The sequence below is a fragment of the Variovorax boronicumulans genome (genome assembly GCF_029892485.1).
GTDB lineage: Bacteria > Pseudomonadota > Gammaproteobacteria > Burkholderiales > Burkholderiaceae_C > Variovorax > Variovorax boronicumulans_B.
Genome location: NZ_JARXVG010000011.1, coordinates 61070 through 74320, shown reverse-complemented (window position 1 = coordinate 74320; position 13251 = coordinate 61070). Strand labels below are relative to the sequence as shown.

Annotated in this window: 13 protein-coding genes; 2 read left to right on the top strand and 11 right to left on the bottom strand. The window is 68.4% G+C overall.

Annotated elements, in window-relative coordinates; translation table 11 throughout:
- Nucleotides 1-69 precede the first annotated feature (69 nt).
- The gene (locus M2282_RS23230) at nucleotides 70-660 is read left to right on the top strand and encodes a DUF2325 domain-containing protein (protein WP_280811130.1); all 591 of its coding nucleotides are present in this window, start codon (nucleotides 70-72) and stop codon (nucleotides 658-660) included.
- On the opposite strand, the gene M2282_RS23225 is transcribed toward M2282_RS23230, so the two are convergent.
- The 5 genes from M2282_RS23225 to M2282_RS23205 form a co-directional block, all read right to left on the bottom strand.
- Nucleotides 657-2498, bottom strand: coding sequence for a M61 family metallopeptidase (locus M2282_RS23225; protein ID WP_280811129.1), 1842 nt, complete (start codon nucleotides 2496-2498; stop codon nucleotides 657-659). The two genes, M2282_RS23230 and M2282_RS23225, sit on opposite strands and share 4 nt — an antisense overlap.
- Nucleotides 2498-3220: a DsbC family protein gene (locus M2282_RS23220; protein ID WP_280811128.1), complete on the bottom strand. Its 723-nt coding sequence runs from the start codon at nucleotides 3218-3220 to the stop codon at nucleotides 2498-2500. Before M2282_RS23220 ends, M2282_RS23225 begins: the two co-directional genes overlap by 1 nt.
- Nucleotides 3221-3252: 32 nt before the next feature.
- Nucleotides 3253-4380 carry an FAD-dependent monooxygenase gene (locus M2282_RS23215; RefSeq protein ID WP_280811127.1) on the bottom strand — a complete coding sequence of 376 codons (1128 nt, stop codon included), beginning with the start codon at nucleotides 4378-4380 and terminating at the stop codon, nucleotides 3253-3255.
- Between the two features lie 63 nt (nucleotides 4381-4443).
- Complete coding sequence (locus M2282_RS23210) at nucleotides 4444-5181, bottom strand: hypothetical protein (RefSeq protein WP_280811126.1); 738 nt, start codon at nucleotides 5179-5181, stop codon at nucleotides 4444-4446.
- The gene (locus M2282_RS23205; RefSeq protein WP_280811125.1) at nucleotides 5175-5885 is read right to left on the bottom strand and encodes a hypothetical protein; all 711 of its coding nucleotides are present in this window, start codon (nucleotides 5883-5885) and stop codon (nucleotides 5175-5177) included. The genes M2282_RS23210 and M2282_RS23205 overlap by 7 nt, the downstream gene beginning before the upstream one ends.
- 134 nt (nucleotides 5886-6019) lie before the next feature.
- Here M2282_RS23205 and M2282_RS23200 point away from each other — a divergent pair, with 134 nt between their 5' ends.
- Entirely contained in the window at nucleotides 6020-6901 is an 882-nt protein-coding gene (locus M2282_RS23200; protein WP_280811124.1) for an MOSC domain-containing protein, read from the top strand.
- Between the two features lies 1 nt (nucleotide 6902).
- On the opposite strand, the gene rbsD is transcribed toward M2282_RS23200, so the two are convergent.
- The 6 genes from rbsD to M2282_RS23170 all read right to left on the bottom strand — a co-directional run bounded on the left by rbsD (nucleotide 6903) and on the right by M2282_RS23170 (nucleotide 13058).
- Nucleotides 6903-7301, bottom strand: coding sequence for a D-ribose pyranase (rbsD, locus tag M2282_RS23195; protein ID WP_280811123.1), 399 nt, complete (start codon nucleotides 7299-7301; stop codon nucleotides 6903-6905).
- Nucleotides 7298-8266 (bottom strand): ribokinase, encoded by a 969-nt coding sequence (gene rbsK / locus M2282_RS23190; RefSeq protein ID WP_280811122.1) that lies wholly within the window; start codon nucleotides 8264-8266, stop codon nucleotides 7298-7300. The genes rbsD and rbsK overlap by 4 nt, the downstream gene beginning before the upstream one ends.
- Nucleotides 8263-9360 carry a LacI family DNA-binding transcriptional regulator gene (locus M2282_RS23185; RefSeq protein ID WP_280811121.1) on the bottom strand — a complete coding sequence of 366 codons (1098 nt, stop codon included), beginning with the start codon at nucleotides 9358-9360 and terminating at the stop codon, nucleotides 8263-8265. The genes rbsK and M2282_RS23185 overlap by 4 nt, the downstream gene beginning before the upstream one ends.
- Before the next feature lie 26 nt (nucleotides 9361-9386).
- Entirely contained in the window at nucleotides 9387-10376 is a 990-nt protein-coding gene (locus M2282_RS23180) for an ABC transporter permease (protein ID WP_280811120.1), read from the bottom strand.
- Complete coding sequence (locus tag M2282_RS23175; RefSeq protein ID WP_280811119.1) at nucleotides 10373-11980, bottom strand: sugar ABC transporter ATP-binding protein; 1608 nt, start codon at nucleotides 11978-11980, stop codon at nucleotides 10373-10375. Before M2282_RS23175 ends, M2282_RS23180 begins: the two co-directional genes overlap by 4 nt.
- Before the next feature lie 124 nt (nucleotides 11981-12104).
- On the bottom strand, nucleotides 12105-13058 hold the full coding sequence (locus M2282_RS23170; RefSeq protein ID WP_280811118.1) for a sugar ABC transporter substrate-binding protein: 954 nt from the start codon (nucleotides 13056-13058) through the stop codon (nucleotides 12105-12107).
- Between the last annotated feature and the right edge of the window lie 193 nt (nucleotides 13059-13251).

Here is a 13251-nt window from a genome sequence, read left to right as displayed (position 1 = left end):
GCCTGCTGACGCCTCATGGCCTTCCAATTGAGAATTGCTCTCATCTAGAATGGCCGCATGGAGTTCCCGATGCAAGAACATGCCGTGTTGCTGCTGGCGTATGCCCGGGTGCAGGAGCGCTGCTCGCGCCTGCTGGCCGAACAGGCCGCGCTGGTCGAGCGGCTCGAGGCGCAGATCGTGCGCCTGCGCGGCGCGCTGGTGGCGCGCGATTCGGCGATTGCGATAGTGCGCGAAGAGCTCGCGGCGCGCGCGGCCGGGGGCGGTGCGCTGCCCAAGCGTCTGAACGCCCTGCTGTCGCCGGCCAGCCGGCGCCATGAGATGTCGCCCGTGTCGGAGGCGCCTTCCGACCTGCGCGAAAAAGCCGTGCTGTGCGTAGGCCGCGAAGAAGTGGCGCCCTCGCTCGCCCGCCAGTTGGTTGAAATCGCCGGCGGGCGATACCTGCATCACGACGGCGGCGACGATGCCGACGACCCCGCGCTCGAAGCGGGCCTGCGCGCCGCCGACCTCGTGATCTGCCAGACCGGTTGCGTGAGCCACGGTGCCTACTGGCGCGTGCAGGACCATTGCCGGCGTACCGGCAAGCCCTGTGTGCTGGTGGGCGAGCCGCAGCCGATGCTGTTCGTCCGGCAGCAGCCCGCGGTGACCGAAAAAGCCGATTAGCCGGCCAACCAGCCGGTGACCTTCGCGGCGTCGTGCGTGAAGAGGCGCCAGGTGGTCACGCCGGCCGGCAGCGTGAGCGGCAACCGCAACAACTTCCGATCGCGCGCGACGATGGCCGTGAATTTCGTCGCATCGCCCAGGTACAGCGCGAGGTCGTCGAGCTTGGCGATGCGCCAGGCCTGCGCCGGCCGCTGCTGTCCCTTCTTGCCGACGGCGGGCAGCTCGATGCCGAGCCACTCGTCGTTGGCGGAGAAGCCGGCCTTTTCAGCCGCACCGCCGCGCAGCACCACCTTCACCTGCACGCTGCCGCTGGCTTCGGCCACGCGCAGGCCGAGCACCTGCGCCTGCTGCGACGGATCTTCGAGCGTCGCCACGCCATGGGCGCGCAGCAGTTGGGAGAGCGGAAGCTCCTCGGTCGAATGCACCCAGCGCGCGAGTTCCTGGGCATACGAGCGGCCGCTCACGGCTTCGAGCGCGGCCGCGATGTCCGCTTCGCTGATCGGCCCGCCGCTGCTGTGCGTCCACAGGTGGCGCATCACGTCGTCGAGCGTGCCCTTGCCTTCGAGGCGCAGCGTGAGGTCGAAGCACAGCGCCACCAGTGCGCCCTTGGTGTAGTAGCTCACCGTGCTGTTGGGCGTCTGCTCGTCCTGGCGGTAGTACTTGACCCAGGCGTCGAAGCTCGCGTCGGCGACAGGCTGCACGAGCCGGCCCGGCGTCTGCTGCACCTGGTTGATGGTCTTGTTGAGCAGCCGCAGGTAGGCCGCGTCGTCGATGCGGCCGGCGCGGCGCAGCAGCAGGTCGTCGTAGTAGCTGGTGAAGCCCTCGAAGAACCACAGGAGCTGCGTGTAGTTCTCGCGGCTGTAGTCGTAGTGGGCGAACTCCGCCGGGCGCATCCGCTTGACGTTCCAGGTGTGGAAGTACTCGTGGCTGATGAGGCCCATCAGCGTGGTGTAGCCCTCGGGCTGCTTCTTCTTTTCACCGCGCTGGGGCAGGTCGCGGCGGTTGCAGATGAGCGCCGTGGAATGGCGATGCTCCAGCCCGCCGTAGCCGTCGTCCACCGCATTGAGCATGAAGACGTAGCGGTCGATCGGCAGCTTCGGCCCGCCGCGCTTGCCGGCCTTGTCGCCGTGCCAGAAACGCATCTCGGCTTCGCAGATGGCCTTGGTGTCGGCAATGAGCCGGTCGCCGTCGAACGAGGCCGCGGCACCCGCGATCACGAAGCGGTGCGGCACGCCGCAGGCGTCGAACGCTGCGCTCCAGAAGGCGCCCATCTCGACGGGGCTGTCGGCCAGCTCGTCGTAGCCGCTGGCCTGGTAGCTGCCGAAGCCCTGCCTGTCGACCTTGGAGGGCACGAGCGCCGTGGCGCATGACCACGCGGTGCCGTCAGCCGGCGATGCGGGCGCGACGATTTCGAGCGCATGCGGCGCATCGGTCTGTCCTTCGACGCGCAGGCACAGGCTGGTGCCGTTGAAGAAGCCGCGCTCGGCGTCGAGCCAGGCGGTGCGCACCGAGTTGTCGTAGGCGCAGACCTGGTAGTGCAGCACCAGCGGCTGGCCCGGGGCGCAGTCGACCAGCCAGCTGCATTTGTCGACCTGCGTGAGCGTGGGTTTGCGGCGCCCCTGCGTGGCGCGCAGGCCCTGCAGGTTCTTGGCGAACTCGCGCACGAGGTAGCTGCCCGGAATCCACACCGGCAGCGTCACGCGCTGCAGCGCGGCGGGCGCGTCGATGGTCAGCGTGACGGCGAAGAGATGCGCATGCAGGTCCGCACATTCGATGCGGTAGCGCACGCCGGCAGCGGGCGCGGCAGCGGCGCGCCGGGACACGGTCTTCGTCGCCATCAGCTGGCGGAAGCGGCGAGTTGCTTCTCGACCTGCTCTGCGGGAATGGCGCCTGGCGTGCGCGTGCCGTTGCTGAAGATCAGCGTGGGCGTGCCGGTGATGTTGTACTTGCGGCCGAACTCGACGTTGCGCTGCAGCGCTGCCACGTCGCAGCTGCCTGCCGCGGTGGCGGGCTTGGTGCCGGCTTCCATCCAGTCGCCCCAGGCCTTGCCCTTGTCCTTGCTGCACCAGATGTCGCGCGACTTGATCGTCGAATCGGCGCCGAGCACCGGGTAGAGGAACAGGTAGACGGTGACGTTGTCGACCGTCTTCATGTCTTTTTCGAAGCGCTTGCAGTAGCCGCAGTTCGGGTCTTCGAACACCGCCAGCTTGCGCTTGCCGTTGCCGCGCACGATCTTGATCGAGTCCTTCAGCGGCAGCTTGTCGAAGGCGACCTCGCTCAACTTCTCGATGCGCTCTTCGGTCAGGTTGCGGCGCGTCTTCACGTCGATCAGGTTGCCCTGGATCAGGTAGCTGCCCTGCTCGTCGGTGTAGAAGATCTGCGAGCCGTTCACCCGCACCTCGTAGAGGCCGTTGACCGGCGATTTCGTCACCTCGTCGATGGCCGGGAACTGCGGAATGTGCGTGGGCAGGTTCTTGCGGATCTCGGCTTCGCCGGCGGTGGCGGTCAGGACCGCGCCCAGCGTGCAGGCGGCGAGAAGAAGGTTGCGTGCGAGAGTCATCGGGGAAGTCCGTTCGATTCGAATATGTGGCGTCATGCCTTCAAGCCCATGGCTTGCGCGGTGATCCAGTGCTTGACGAGGCGCGTGCGGTCGAAGCCGCGCATGCCCCAGTTGCGCAACGCAGGAAGCGGGCCCAGGTTGTGCGAGAAAAGTTGCTGCAGGCCGTCGGTCGCCAGGCTCATCTGCAGCACGTCGGCGCGGCGGGCGCGCTCGTAGCGGCGCAGGAGTCGCGGATCGCCCACGCTGCGCCAGTAGTCGCGGGTCTTGATCACCTCGGCCAGCGCGGCCGCATCGGCCAGGCCGAGGTTCAGTCCCTGGCCCGCGAGCGGGTGCACCGTGTGGGCGGCGTCGCCCGCGAGTGCCCATGACTGGTTCGCCTGCCCGGGCATCGCACCGGTCCAGCGGTCGGCGATGGCGCGCGCAAGCGGCCAGGCCGCGCGCTCGCTCGCAAGCTTGAGCGCACCGAGCGCGGCATGGCTGGCTTCGGTCACCGCGGTGTTGAATTCGTCGTCGCCCTGCGCGAGCAGGGCAGGGGCGCGCAGCTGGTCGACGGACCACACCAGCGCGACCGTCTTGCCATGCGTGCCGCCCAGCGGCAGCAGTGCGAGCACTTCGCCCTTGTCGTTGAACCACTGGCGCGCGATGCCGTCGTGCGACTGCTCGGCCTCAAGCCGCGCCGCCACCGCATGCTGCGGATAGCGCGTGACTTCGTAGCTCACGCCGAGCGCCTCGCGCGTGGCGCTGGCCTTGCCTTCGCAGACCACCGTGAGCGGTGCAGGCACGGGCTCGGCCACGACCTCGATCTGGGGCTGGAAGCGCACGGCGTCGGCCAGTTGCTGCTCGAGCGCGGGCACATCGACGATCCATGCCAGCGCGTCGACTTTCTGGCGCATCGCGCTGAACTGCACGCGGCCGCCTTCGTCGCCATGCACCAGCATCTCGCGCACCGGCGTGGCGTGGGCGGCATCGGGCCAGGCGCGCAGCGATTCGAGGAGGGTGCGGGAGGCGGTGTTGAGCGCGTAGGCGCGGATGTCCTGCTTGCCCTGCGTGGCCGGCGGCACCACCAGCGCCACGCGCACGCGCTCGCGTGCGAGCAGCAGGGCCAGCGTGCGGCCGACGATGCCGGCGCCGCGAATGCAAACTTCTGGGGGGAGGGCCATCGGACGATTGTAGGAGTTGCGTTGTGCGCCCGTTCCCGCCCCGGCCCGGCGAGGGGCAATGCGTCAGGCGCCCTGGGTCAGCGCATGGCCGTAGCGTGACAGCGTTTCGGCCGGCGGATGCACCTGCCAGGGCAGGCCGTACGCGGTGAAGCGCCCGGTGAGCGCGTCGGCGATGGCTTGCGCATCGGTGTTCCCGAGCGCGATGACGCCCATCAGCGCGCCGTCCACGCCCGGAAAGGCCGCGGCCGAGATCTGGTCCTCGGCTGGCAGCGCATCCAGCACCGACCAGTTCTTCTCCGCCGCCAGCGTGCAGATGAAGCGGTCGTCCACCCCGGGCGCGGCCGCTGCCGACAGCAGCACCAGCTGCGCGCCCTGGAACCATCCCGAGAACTCGAACAGCCGCAGCGCAACCTCGGGCCTCGTTGTCGAAGTCAGCCCCAGCTCCACCGGCGCCGCGCCCACGGCGCCCGCTGCGCCGAACGCGCTGCGCAGCACGATGCGGCGGTGCCGCGTGCCGTGTTCCTCGGGCGTCCATTCGGCGCCATCGCTGCGGTGATGCCCCGGGCTCCACAACTTGCGCCACAGCGTGCCGAGCGTGGGCCGCTCCACGTCTTCCAGGAAGGTGACGCGGCCCAGCGCCACGAAGGCCTCGGCGATGGCCAGGTGCAGCGCATCGAGCGCGTCGTCGTCCGCATCGTCGATCTGCACCAGCAGCATCGACTGGCCCACGCCCAGCTGCCCGAGCTCCAGGGCCGGCGGCAGGCTGGCGCGCACCGTGTGCAGCCCGATGCGGCCTACCATCGCGGCGTTCCCAACTCTTTCATGAAGGCGTTGACCTCGAACTCGGCCGCACGCAGCAGCGGCGTGAAGACCGTCTCGTCGGCCCAGTCGTAGACGATGAAGGCGGCCTGCGCCATCTTCTCGCCCGCCCAGTAGCCTGCGATGCCGCCGATCAGGCAGCCGCCGATGCCGCCCGCCGCGATGCCGTAGGGCCCGCCAGCCACGCCCGCACCCGCGCCGTATTCACCCACCGCCACGCAGCCGACGCGTGCCAGCGCCCAGGCCGACACCACCTCGGTGGCACGGCGCATGGGCCGGTCCGACTGCACGATGGAGACCGCATCCAGCGACATGCCTACCACGCCGATGATGCGTCCGCCCCACTTGAAATATTTGGCCGCCTGGTAGACGTACTTGCCCGCCGCGCCCGCGACCTGATGGTCGCCGTAACCGAAATGCCCGGTGGCGTTGTTGGCGTTCCAGTGGTAGTTCACCGAGTTGGTCTTGACGTTGAAGCCATAGTCCAGCCGCAGGTGCTTCTTGCCCTTGATGTCCTGGAAGAACAGCGTCGAGGTCGAGCCACCCTTGGGCACCCAGCCGCGCGGGTCCAGCTCGATGCACAGGTTGGTGCCGGGAATCGGAATCCGCACCAGCGCCGCGAGGCCCGTGGGCATCAGGACCTGCCCGGTCATCGGAATCTGCTGTTCGCTCAGGTCTTCTGCCATGCGGATGCGTCTCCAAGGAATGTGGACAAAGGCGTAAGGCGCGGTTTTAACGCCATTCGTGCCGGAATGCCAAGCCGGGGGCGCCGATGCGGGACAATCGCGCTCGCTTTCCAAGGATCCAAGGAACCCCCACCGTGCCGCAGCCTGTTTTCGACCTCGAAGCTACTATCGCGCGCCTGTTCGTCTACCCCGTCAAATCGTGTGCCGGTGTCGAACTCGATGAAATGCTGCTGACCGAAACCGGCCTCGAGTTCGACCGGGCCTGGATGGTGGTCGATGCCAACGGCGAGTTCGTCACCCAGCGCCAGATTCCGCGCATGGCGCTCATCAAGCCGCAGATGAAGCACATGGAAGTGGTGCTGCGCGCCCCCGGCATGCTGGCCCTGCACCTAGCCTTCGACCGGGTCGAGAAGCCGGTGCGCGTGCGGGTGTGGAAAGACGAAGTGGCCGCCTACGACATGGGCGATGTCGCCGCCCAGTGGTTCAGCGATTTCCTCTCCGAGCCGGGCAAGCCGCAGACCCTGCGGCTGGTGCGCTTCGATCCCGAGCACAAGCGCCTGTCGAGCCTCAAGTGGACCGACGGCGTCGAGGCGCTGAACCAGTTCGCCGACGGCTATCCGCTGCTGGTGGCGAGCGAAGGATCGCTGGCGGAACTCAACGAGCGGCTCGCGGCGGCGGGGCACGAGGCGGTCGGCATCGAGCGCTTCCGGCCCAACATCGTGCTGGCCGGCATCGAGGCGCATGACGAGGACCGCGTCGACGCGCTGCATGTCACCACAGCCGAAGGCGAGGCCGAGCTCAAGCCGGTCAAGCCCTGCACGCGCTGCCCCATCCCCGACATCGATCCGGCGACCGCCGTCAGCAGCCCCGAGGTCGGCAACATGCTGCGCACCTACCGCGCGGATGCGCGCGTCGATGGAGGCATCACCTTCGGCATGAACTGCATCGTGGTGCAGGGCGTCGAATACACGCTCAAGGTCGGCCAGGCCGTGGGCGCGAACTACCGCTTCGAGTAGCTCAGAAGGTCACGCCCGAACAGAGAATGATGTTCGCGTACGGCGTGCATTCGCCGGTGCGGATCACCGCCTTGGCGCGCGCGCTCAGGCGCTTGAGTTCCTCGTGCGAGATCGTCTCCGGCACGACGGCCAGTTGGCCTTCGCACCATGTGGGCAGCGTGCCGGTGGGCAGATGCTCGATGGCCTCACGTGCCAGCAGCGCGCGCTCCACCTGCATCTCCGACAGCACGACTTTCAGCACGTCCGCAACGCGCGGAATGCCGGGTGTGAGCGCGAGGTCGATGCGCTTCGGGCCATCGGGAATCGGCAGGCCCGCATCGCCGATGACCACCATGTCGCCATGCCCCAGCGCGGCAATCACTTGCGAGAGTTCGGCATGCAGCAGGGGAGAGCGTTTCACAGCGTGATCCAGTCGGGAGGCAGGGGGCTTTGCAGCACGGCGGCGCACTGCGGAATGGAAGGTTGGGCGCCGGGCTGCTGGATGCACAGCGCCGCGGCGCGGATGCCCAGGCGCACGGCTTCGTCGAACGATTGGCCTTCACCCAGCGCCACGGCGAGCGCGCCGAGGAAGGTGTCGCCCGCGGCGGTGGTGTCGACCGCCTGCACCGTCGGCGCGGGATGGTGGCGCGCACCGTCGGCGTCGATGGCCACCGCGCCGCGCGAACCGAGCGTGACGACCACGCGTGCGATGCCCTTGGCGCGCAGCGCCTTGCCGGCCAGCGCGGCTTCTTCCGGGCTGTCGGCCGATTGGCCGCAGAGCGTCTGCGCTTCGATCTCGTTGACGACCAGCGTGTCGATGCGCGACCACAGCGGCTCGGCGATCGCCTGCACCGGCGAGGGGTTGAGCAGCACCTTGCAGCCCGCTTCGTGCGCCACCGAGATGGCGCGCGCGACCTGGTCCATCGGCGTCTCGAACTGCGTCACCAGGAAGGCCGCGCCCTGCAGCTGCTCGCGCAGCGCCGCTTCGTCGATTTCGACGCGCGCGTTGGCGCCGGGAATGATCACGATGCGGTTTTGCCCGCCGTCTTCCACCAGGATCAGTGCGGTGCCCGTGGGCTCGCCGTCGACCGTGCGCAGTGCCGCGGTGTCGATGCCGTCGCGCTCCAGCGATTCGCGCAGCGCCTGGCCGTGGGCGTCGCCGCCCACGCAGCCGATCATGCGCACCTGGGCGCCTTCGCGCGCGCAGCTCACCGCCTGGTTGGCGCCCTTGCCGCCGGGGATGGTGGCGATCGAATGGCCGGTCAGGGTTTCGCCCGCGGCCGGCGCATGGGGGACGCGCAGCACCAGGTCCATGTTGAGGCTGCCGAGCACCACGATGCGCGGTGCCGACGGATCGGGGCTGCGGGAAGAAGGCTTCGAACTCACGGGGTGCGGGACTTTCGGTTTTCCGTTGAAGGCGCCGCACCGGAGGCGGGTGCCGAAGAAGAAGGTACGGGCGCGGCGGCTTCCTTGAAGCTCGCATGGCGCGCGGTCGAGGCGCGCACGCGCAGCTCGGGCTGCAGCACCACCTTGCGCGCATCGCGCCGCTTGCCGCCCACGCGCTCCAGCAGCATGTCGACTGCCAGCGCGCCGATGCGCTCCTTGGGCTGCGCCACGGTGGTGAGCGGCGGGCTGGTGTAGGCCGAGAGTTCGATGTCGTCGAAGCCGACGATCGAGAGCTCGTCGGGCACGCGCACGCCGCTTTCATGCGCGGCGCGCAGCGCGCCGATGGCCATCAGGTCGTTGCAGACGAACACGGCCGAAGGCGGCTGCTCGGTGCGCAGGATGGCGTGCATCGCTTCATAGCCGCCCTGGCTGGTGAAGCCGCCGCGCCACAGCAGCGCGTCCGCATTGGGCACGGCGCCGTTCTCGGCCAGCGCCATGCGCCAGCCTTCGATGCGCTGCTCGCTGGGCATCACGCTCACCGGTCCGCCGATGCAGGCAATGCGCCTGTGGCCGAGCGACAGCAGGTGCCGCACCGCGAGCAGGCCGCCCTGCATGTGCGCGGTTTCCACCAGGTCGCAGTTCGGGTCGGCGATCTCGCGGTCGACCAGCACCGTGGGAATGCGCAGGCCCTGCAATTGCGTGACGAGCGAATCGTCGCCGCCCGTCGACACCACGATCAGACCGTCGATGCGGCGCTCGGCCAGCACCTGCAGGTACACGCTCTGGCGGCGGGGCTCGTCGTCGGTGTTGCACAGCACCAGCGTGTAGCCGGCACCGAAGCACCGGTCTTCCACGATGCGCACGATCTCGGCGAAGTAGGGGTTCGAGCTGTTCGGAATCAGCATCCCGAGCGTCGAGGTGGTGTTGCTCTTCAAGCTGCGCGCCATCGCGTTGGGCACGTAGCCCAGTTCGCGGATGGCGAGCTCGACGCGCTCACGGCCCTTGGCGCTCACATGGCGCGTGTCGTTGACCACGTGCGAGACGGTGGTGACGGAGACTCCCGCGCGTAGCGCGACGTCCTTGATGGTGGCCATGGCTTTCCTCGTTGGTTCTTGGAGCGTCAGGCCAGTCGACGATCGGCGCGGCGCTGGCGCAAGGTGTCGATGATCACTGCAACCACGATCACCGCCCCGGTGATGATGCGCTTGCTCGGCTCGCTCGCGCCCACCTGCGCGAGCCCGGCTTCGAGCACCGCGATGATGAGCACACCGAAGAAGGTGTTGACCACCGAACCGCGCCCGCCCATGAGGCTGGTGCCGCCGATGACCACGGCCGCGATCACCTGCAGCTCGATGCCGACGCCCGCATTCGGGTCGGCCGCTTCGAGGCGCGCCGATTGCATCAGGCCCGCGAGCCCGGCCAGGAGACCGGTGACGGCGAACACGATGATGCGGATCGGCCGCGGGTCCACACCCGCCAGGCGCATCGCCTCTTCATTGGTGCCGATGCCCACCACGTGCCGCCCGAACACGGTGCGCGTGAGCACCATCTGGCCGATGACCACCAGCACCACCGCAAGCACGAAGGCGGCGGAGATGCCGCCGATCCACGGCGCGGCCAGGCCCGAAATCGCATCGCCCACGTACTGCGTGCGCGAGTCGGTCACGAGGTAGGCGCCGCCGCGCACCGCTTCGAGCATGCCCAGCGAGACGATGAAGCTGGGCAACCGCCAGGCGACCGACACCGCGCCGGTCACCGTGCCGCAGATGAGGCCGGTGGCCAGGCCCAGCGCCGCGGCCAGCGGCACCGAGAGCTTCCATTCGAGGATGGCGGCAGCGGTCACTGCCGCGCTGAGCGCGAGCACCGAGCCGACCGACAGATCGATGCCCGCGATGATCAGCACGAAGGTCATGCCCACCGCCATCACTGCGAGCGCGGGGATTTCATTGGCGATCGAGATGAAGGTGTCGCGCGTGAGGAAGTATTCGCTCATCGAACCGAAGAGCGCGACCATGCCCACCAGCACGACCGTGAGGCCGAGGTAGGTGCCCAGCTGGCCCTTCAGTGCGGAGGTGCGCGGGTTGGAAGTCGGGGCTGCGGCTGCGTTCATGGTGTCTCGGCGGTGGCCGGTTGGGCCGGGTTCGAATCGGGAAGAGAAGAGGTGGATGGGGCGGCGCGTCCTGTCGCGTCGCTGAAGGCGGCGGCGAGCAGCGATTGTTCGCTCCACTCGCCGCGCTCGAACACCGCGACCAGGCGGCCGGCGCTCATCACGCCGATGCGGTCGCACATGGCCATCAGCTCGCGCAGGTCGCTCGACACCATCAGCAGCGCCTTGCCGGCATCGGTCATGCGGTCGAGCTCGGCGTACAGGTCGGCGCGCGCACCGACGTCCACGCCGCGCGTGGGTTCATCGAGCAGCAGCACCTTGCATTCGCGGTGCAGCCAGCGTGCGAACACCACCTTCTGCTGGTTGCCGCCGCTGAGCGTGGCAACAGGTTGTTCGATGCTGCGCGAGCGGATGCGCAGTAACTCCACCAGTTGCCGCGCAATGCTGCGTTCCTTGGCGCGCTGCAGCCAGCCGGCGTGCGAGATCGCGCCCAGGTCGCTCAGCGTGGCGTTGACGCGGATCGACTGCGTGAGCAGCAGGCCCTGCGACTTGCGGTCTTCGGTGACCAGCCCGATGCCGGCGCGGATCGCCTGCATCGGCGAGCGCCAGCCCTTGCGAACGTGCTGTGTGGGCTCTGCACCGGTCTTGGCGTCGTAGAGAGAAATTTCTCCGCGGTCCGCGCGGTCGGCGCCGAACAACAGGCGCACCAGTTCGGTCCGGCCCGAGCCGACCAGGCCGGCGAGGCCCATGATTTCGCCTGCGCGCAGATCGAGGTCGACGTCGCGCACCACCTCGGCGCGGCCGATGCCGCGCGCGCTCAGCAGCACGGGGCCGGCCGTGCGGCGCCCACGCCCTTCATGCTCGTGCACCGCGCGGCCGACCATGCGCTGCACCAGTTCGGATTCGCGCACGCCGGCCATGGCGCGCACGTCCACCAGCCGGCCGTCGCGCAGCACCGCCACGCGGTCGGCAATGCGCTGCAGTTCCTCGAGGCGGTGCGAGACATAAACAATCGCCACGCCGCGCGCCTTCAGCAGCTCGATCTGCTCGAAGAGGTGCGAGGTCTCGCGCGGCGTGAGCATCGCGGTGGGCTCGTCGAGCACCAGCACGCGCGTGTCGTCCTGCAGGTTGCGCGCGATCTCCACCATCTGCTGCTGGCCGATGCCCAGCCGCGCGACGGGCGTGGCCGGATCGATGTTCTCCATGCCGATCTTGGCGAGCTGGCGCGCGGCCAGCTCGTGCAATTTGGCCTTGCGGATCCAGCCGGTCTTGTTGGGCAGGCGGTCGAGCAGCAGGTTCTCTGCCACCGACAGCGTGGTGACCAGCCCCAGCTCCTGCATCACCATGCGCACGCCCAGGCGCTCGGCATCGCGGCGCGAGCCGGGCTGGAACGGCTTGCCGTCCAGCAGCATCTGGCCGCGCGTGGGCTGCACCAGGCCGCAGACGATCTTGGACAGCGTGCTCTTGCCGGCGCCGTTCTCACCCGTGAGGGCGAGCACTTCCCCGGCGTTCAGCACGATCGAGACGTCGTCGAGCACCGGCGCCGCGTAGTCCTTGCCGAGCGCGCTCAGCGAGAGCACCGGCGTATTGCGATCGTTATCAGCCATCGATGGCAACCTCATTCATTCCAGAAACACCGAGGAACCGGCTTCGCCGGGCCTCAGGTGTTGCCCCCGGTAGGGGGAAGGCGCGCGCGACACGAAGTGCGCGAAGCCTGGGGGCGAGCAACATTTACTTGGAGTCTTTGGTGACCAGCACCACGTCGGTCTTCACTTCGGCGGGCATCTCCGACTGCTTCTTCTTGTCGGCGATGGCCTTCAGCGCGGTCTCGATGCCGAACACGGCCTGCTTGGCGGCGAACTGGTCGGCGGTGGCGAGCACGCGGCCGTCTTTCAGCATCGGCTTGATGGCGCCGATGTTGTCGTAGCCCACCACCAGCACCTTGCCGGTCTTGCCCGCGGCCTTGACGGCAGCCACTGCGCCCAGCGCCATGCTGTCGTTGCCGGCGAGCAGCGCCTTCAGGTCGGGGTGCTCGCGCATCATGCCGGCGGCCACCGTGTTGCCCTTGTCGATTTCCCACTGGCCGGACTGCACGCCCACCACCGTCACGTTGGCGGCCTTCATGGCGTCCTGGTAGCCGAGGGTGCGCTGCTGCGCATTGAAGGTGGTGGAGACGCCTTCGATGATGCCGACCTTGTCGCCGGCCTTCAGCTCCTTGGCCAGCGCATCGCCCACCAGCTTGGCGCCGGCGCGGTTGTCGGGGCCGACGAAGGGCACCAGGATGCCCTTTTCCTTCAGCGCGGCGGCGTCGAGCTGGTTGTCGATGTTGACCACCAGGATGCCCTTGTCGATGGCCGCCTTGATCACCGGCACCAGCGCCTTCGAATCGGCCGGTGCAATGACCAGCGCGTTGATCTTCTGCGCCACCATCTGCTCGACCATCTTGATTTGGGCGGAAGTGTCGGTCTCGTCCTTGATGCCGTTGGCCACCAGCGTGTACTTGGCCGCGTTGGCCTTGTTGTGTGCCTTGGCGCCGTCTTCCATGGTGCGGAAGAACTCGTTGGCCAGCGACTTCATGACCAGCGCGACCTTGGGCTTGTCCTGTGCGAAGGCGGGCGTGGCGGCGATGGCGCCCAGCAGGGTGAGCGCGGCGGCGCTTTGCAGGGTGCGGCGGGTGAACTTCATGGTGTGTCTCCTGGGGTGGTTGAGCGGTACGCCGGTCTGTGCCGGGGGTGTCGATATTAACCAACGAAAACGTTTGCGCAAACGTTTGCTAATCCGGTTTAACCCTGAGGTTCCGATTGGTGAGGAAGAGGCCCAAGACCTGCAGCGCGGGCATCGAGACATGGTCGCCTAAAATGCCCGGTTACCCAAGAGG

Bases quoted from the DNA above. Each gene is read 5' to 3' on its own strand.
- M2282_RS23230 (WP_280811130.1), top strand. From the start codon at position 70: ATGCAAGAACATGCCGTGTTGCTGCTGGCGTATGCCCGGGTGCAGGAG.
- M2282_RS23225 (WP_280811129.1), bottom strand. From the start codon at position 2,498: ATGGCGACGAAGACCGTGTCCCGGCGCGCCGCTGCCGCGCCCGCTGCC.
- M2282_RS23220 (WP_280811128.1), bottom strand. From the start codon at position 3,220: ATGACTCTCGCACGCAACCTTCTTCTCGCCGCCTGCACGCTGGGCGCG.
- M2282_RS23215 (WP_280811127.1), bottom strand. From the start codon at position 4,380: ATGGCCCTCCCCCCAGAAGTTTGCATTCGCGGCGCCGGCATCGTCGGC.
- M2282_RS23210 (WP_280811126.1), bottom strand. From the start codon at position 5,181: ATGGTAGGCCGCATCGGGCTGCACACGGTGCGCGCCAGCCTGCCGCCG.
- M2282_RS23205 (WP_280811125.1), bottom strand. From the start codon at position 5,885: ATGGCAGAAGACCTGAGCGAACAGCAGATTCCGATGACCGGGCAGGTC.
- M2282_RS23185 (WP_280811121.1), bottom strand. From the start codon at position 9,360: ATGGCCACCATCAAGGACGTCGCGCTACGCGCGGGAGTCTCCGTCACC.
- M2282_RS23180 (WP_280811120.1), bottom strand. From the start codon at position 10,376: ATGAACGCAGCCGCAGCCCCGACTTCCAACCCGCGCACCTCCGCACTG.
- M2282_RS23175 (WP_280811119.1), bottom strand. From the start codon at position 11,980: ATGGCTGATAACGATCGCAATACGCCGGTGCTCTCGCTGAGCGCGCTC.
- M2282_RS23170 (WP_280811118.1), bottom strand. From the start codon at position 13,058: ATGAAGTTCACCCGCCGCACCCTGCAAAGCGCCGCCGCGCTCACCCTG.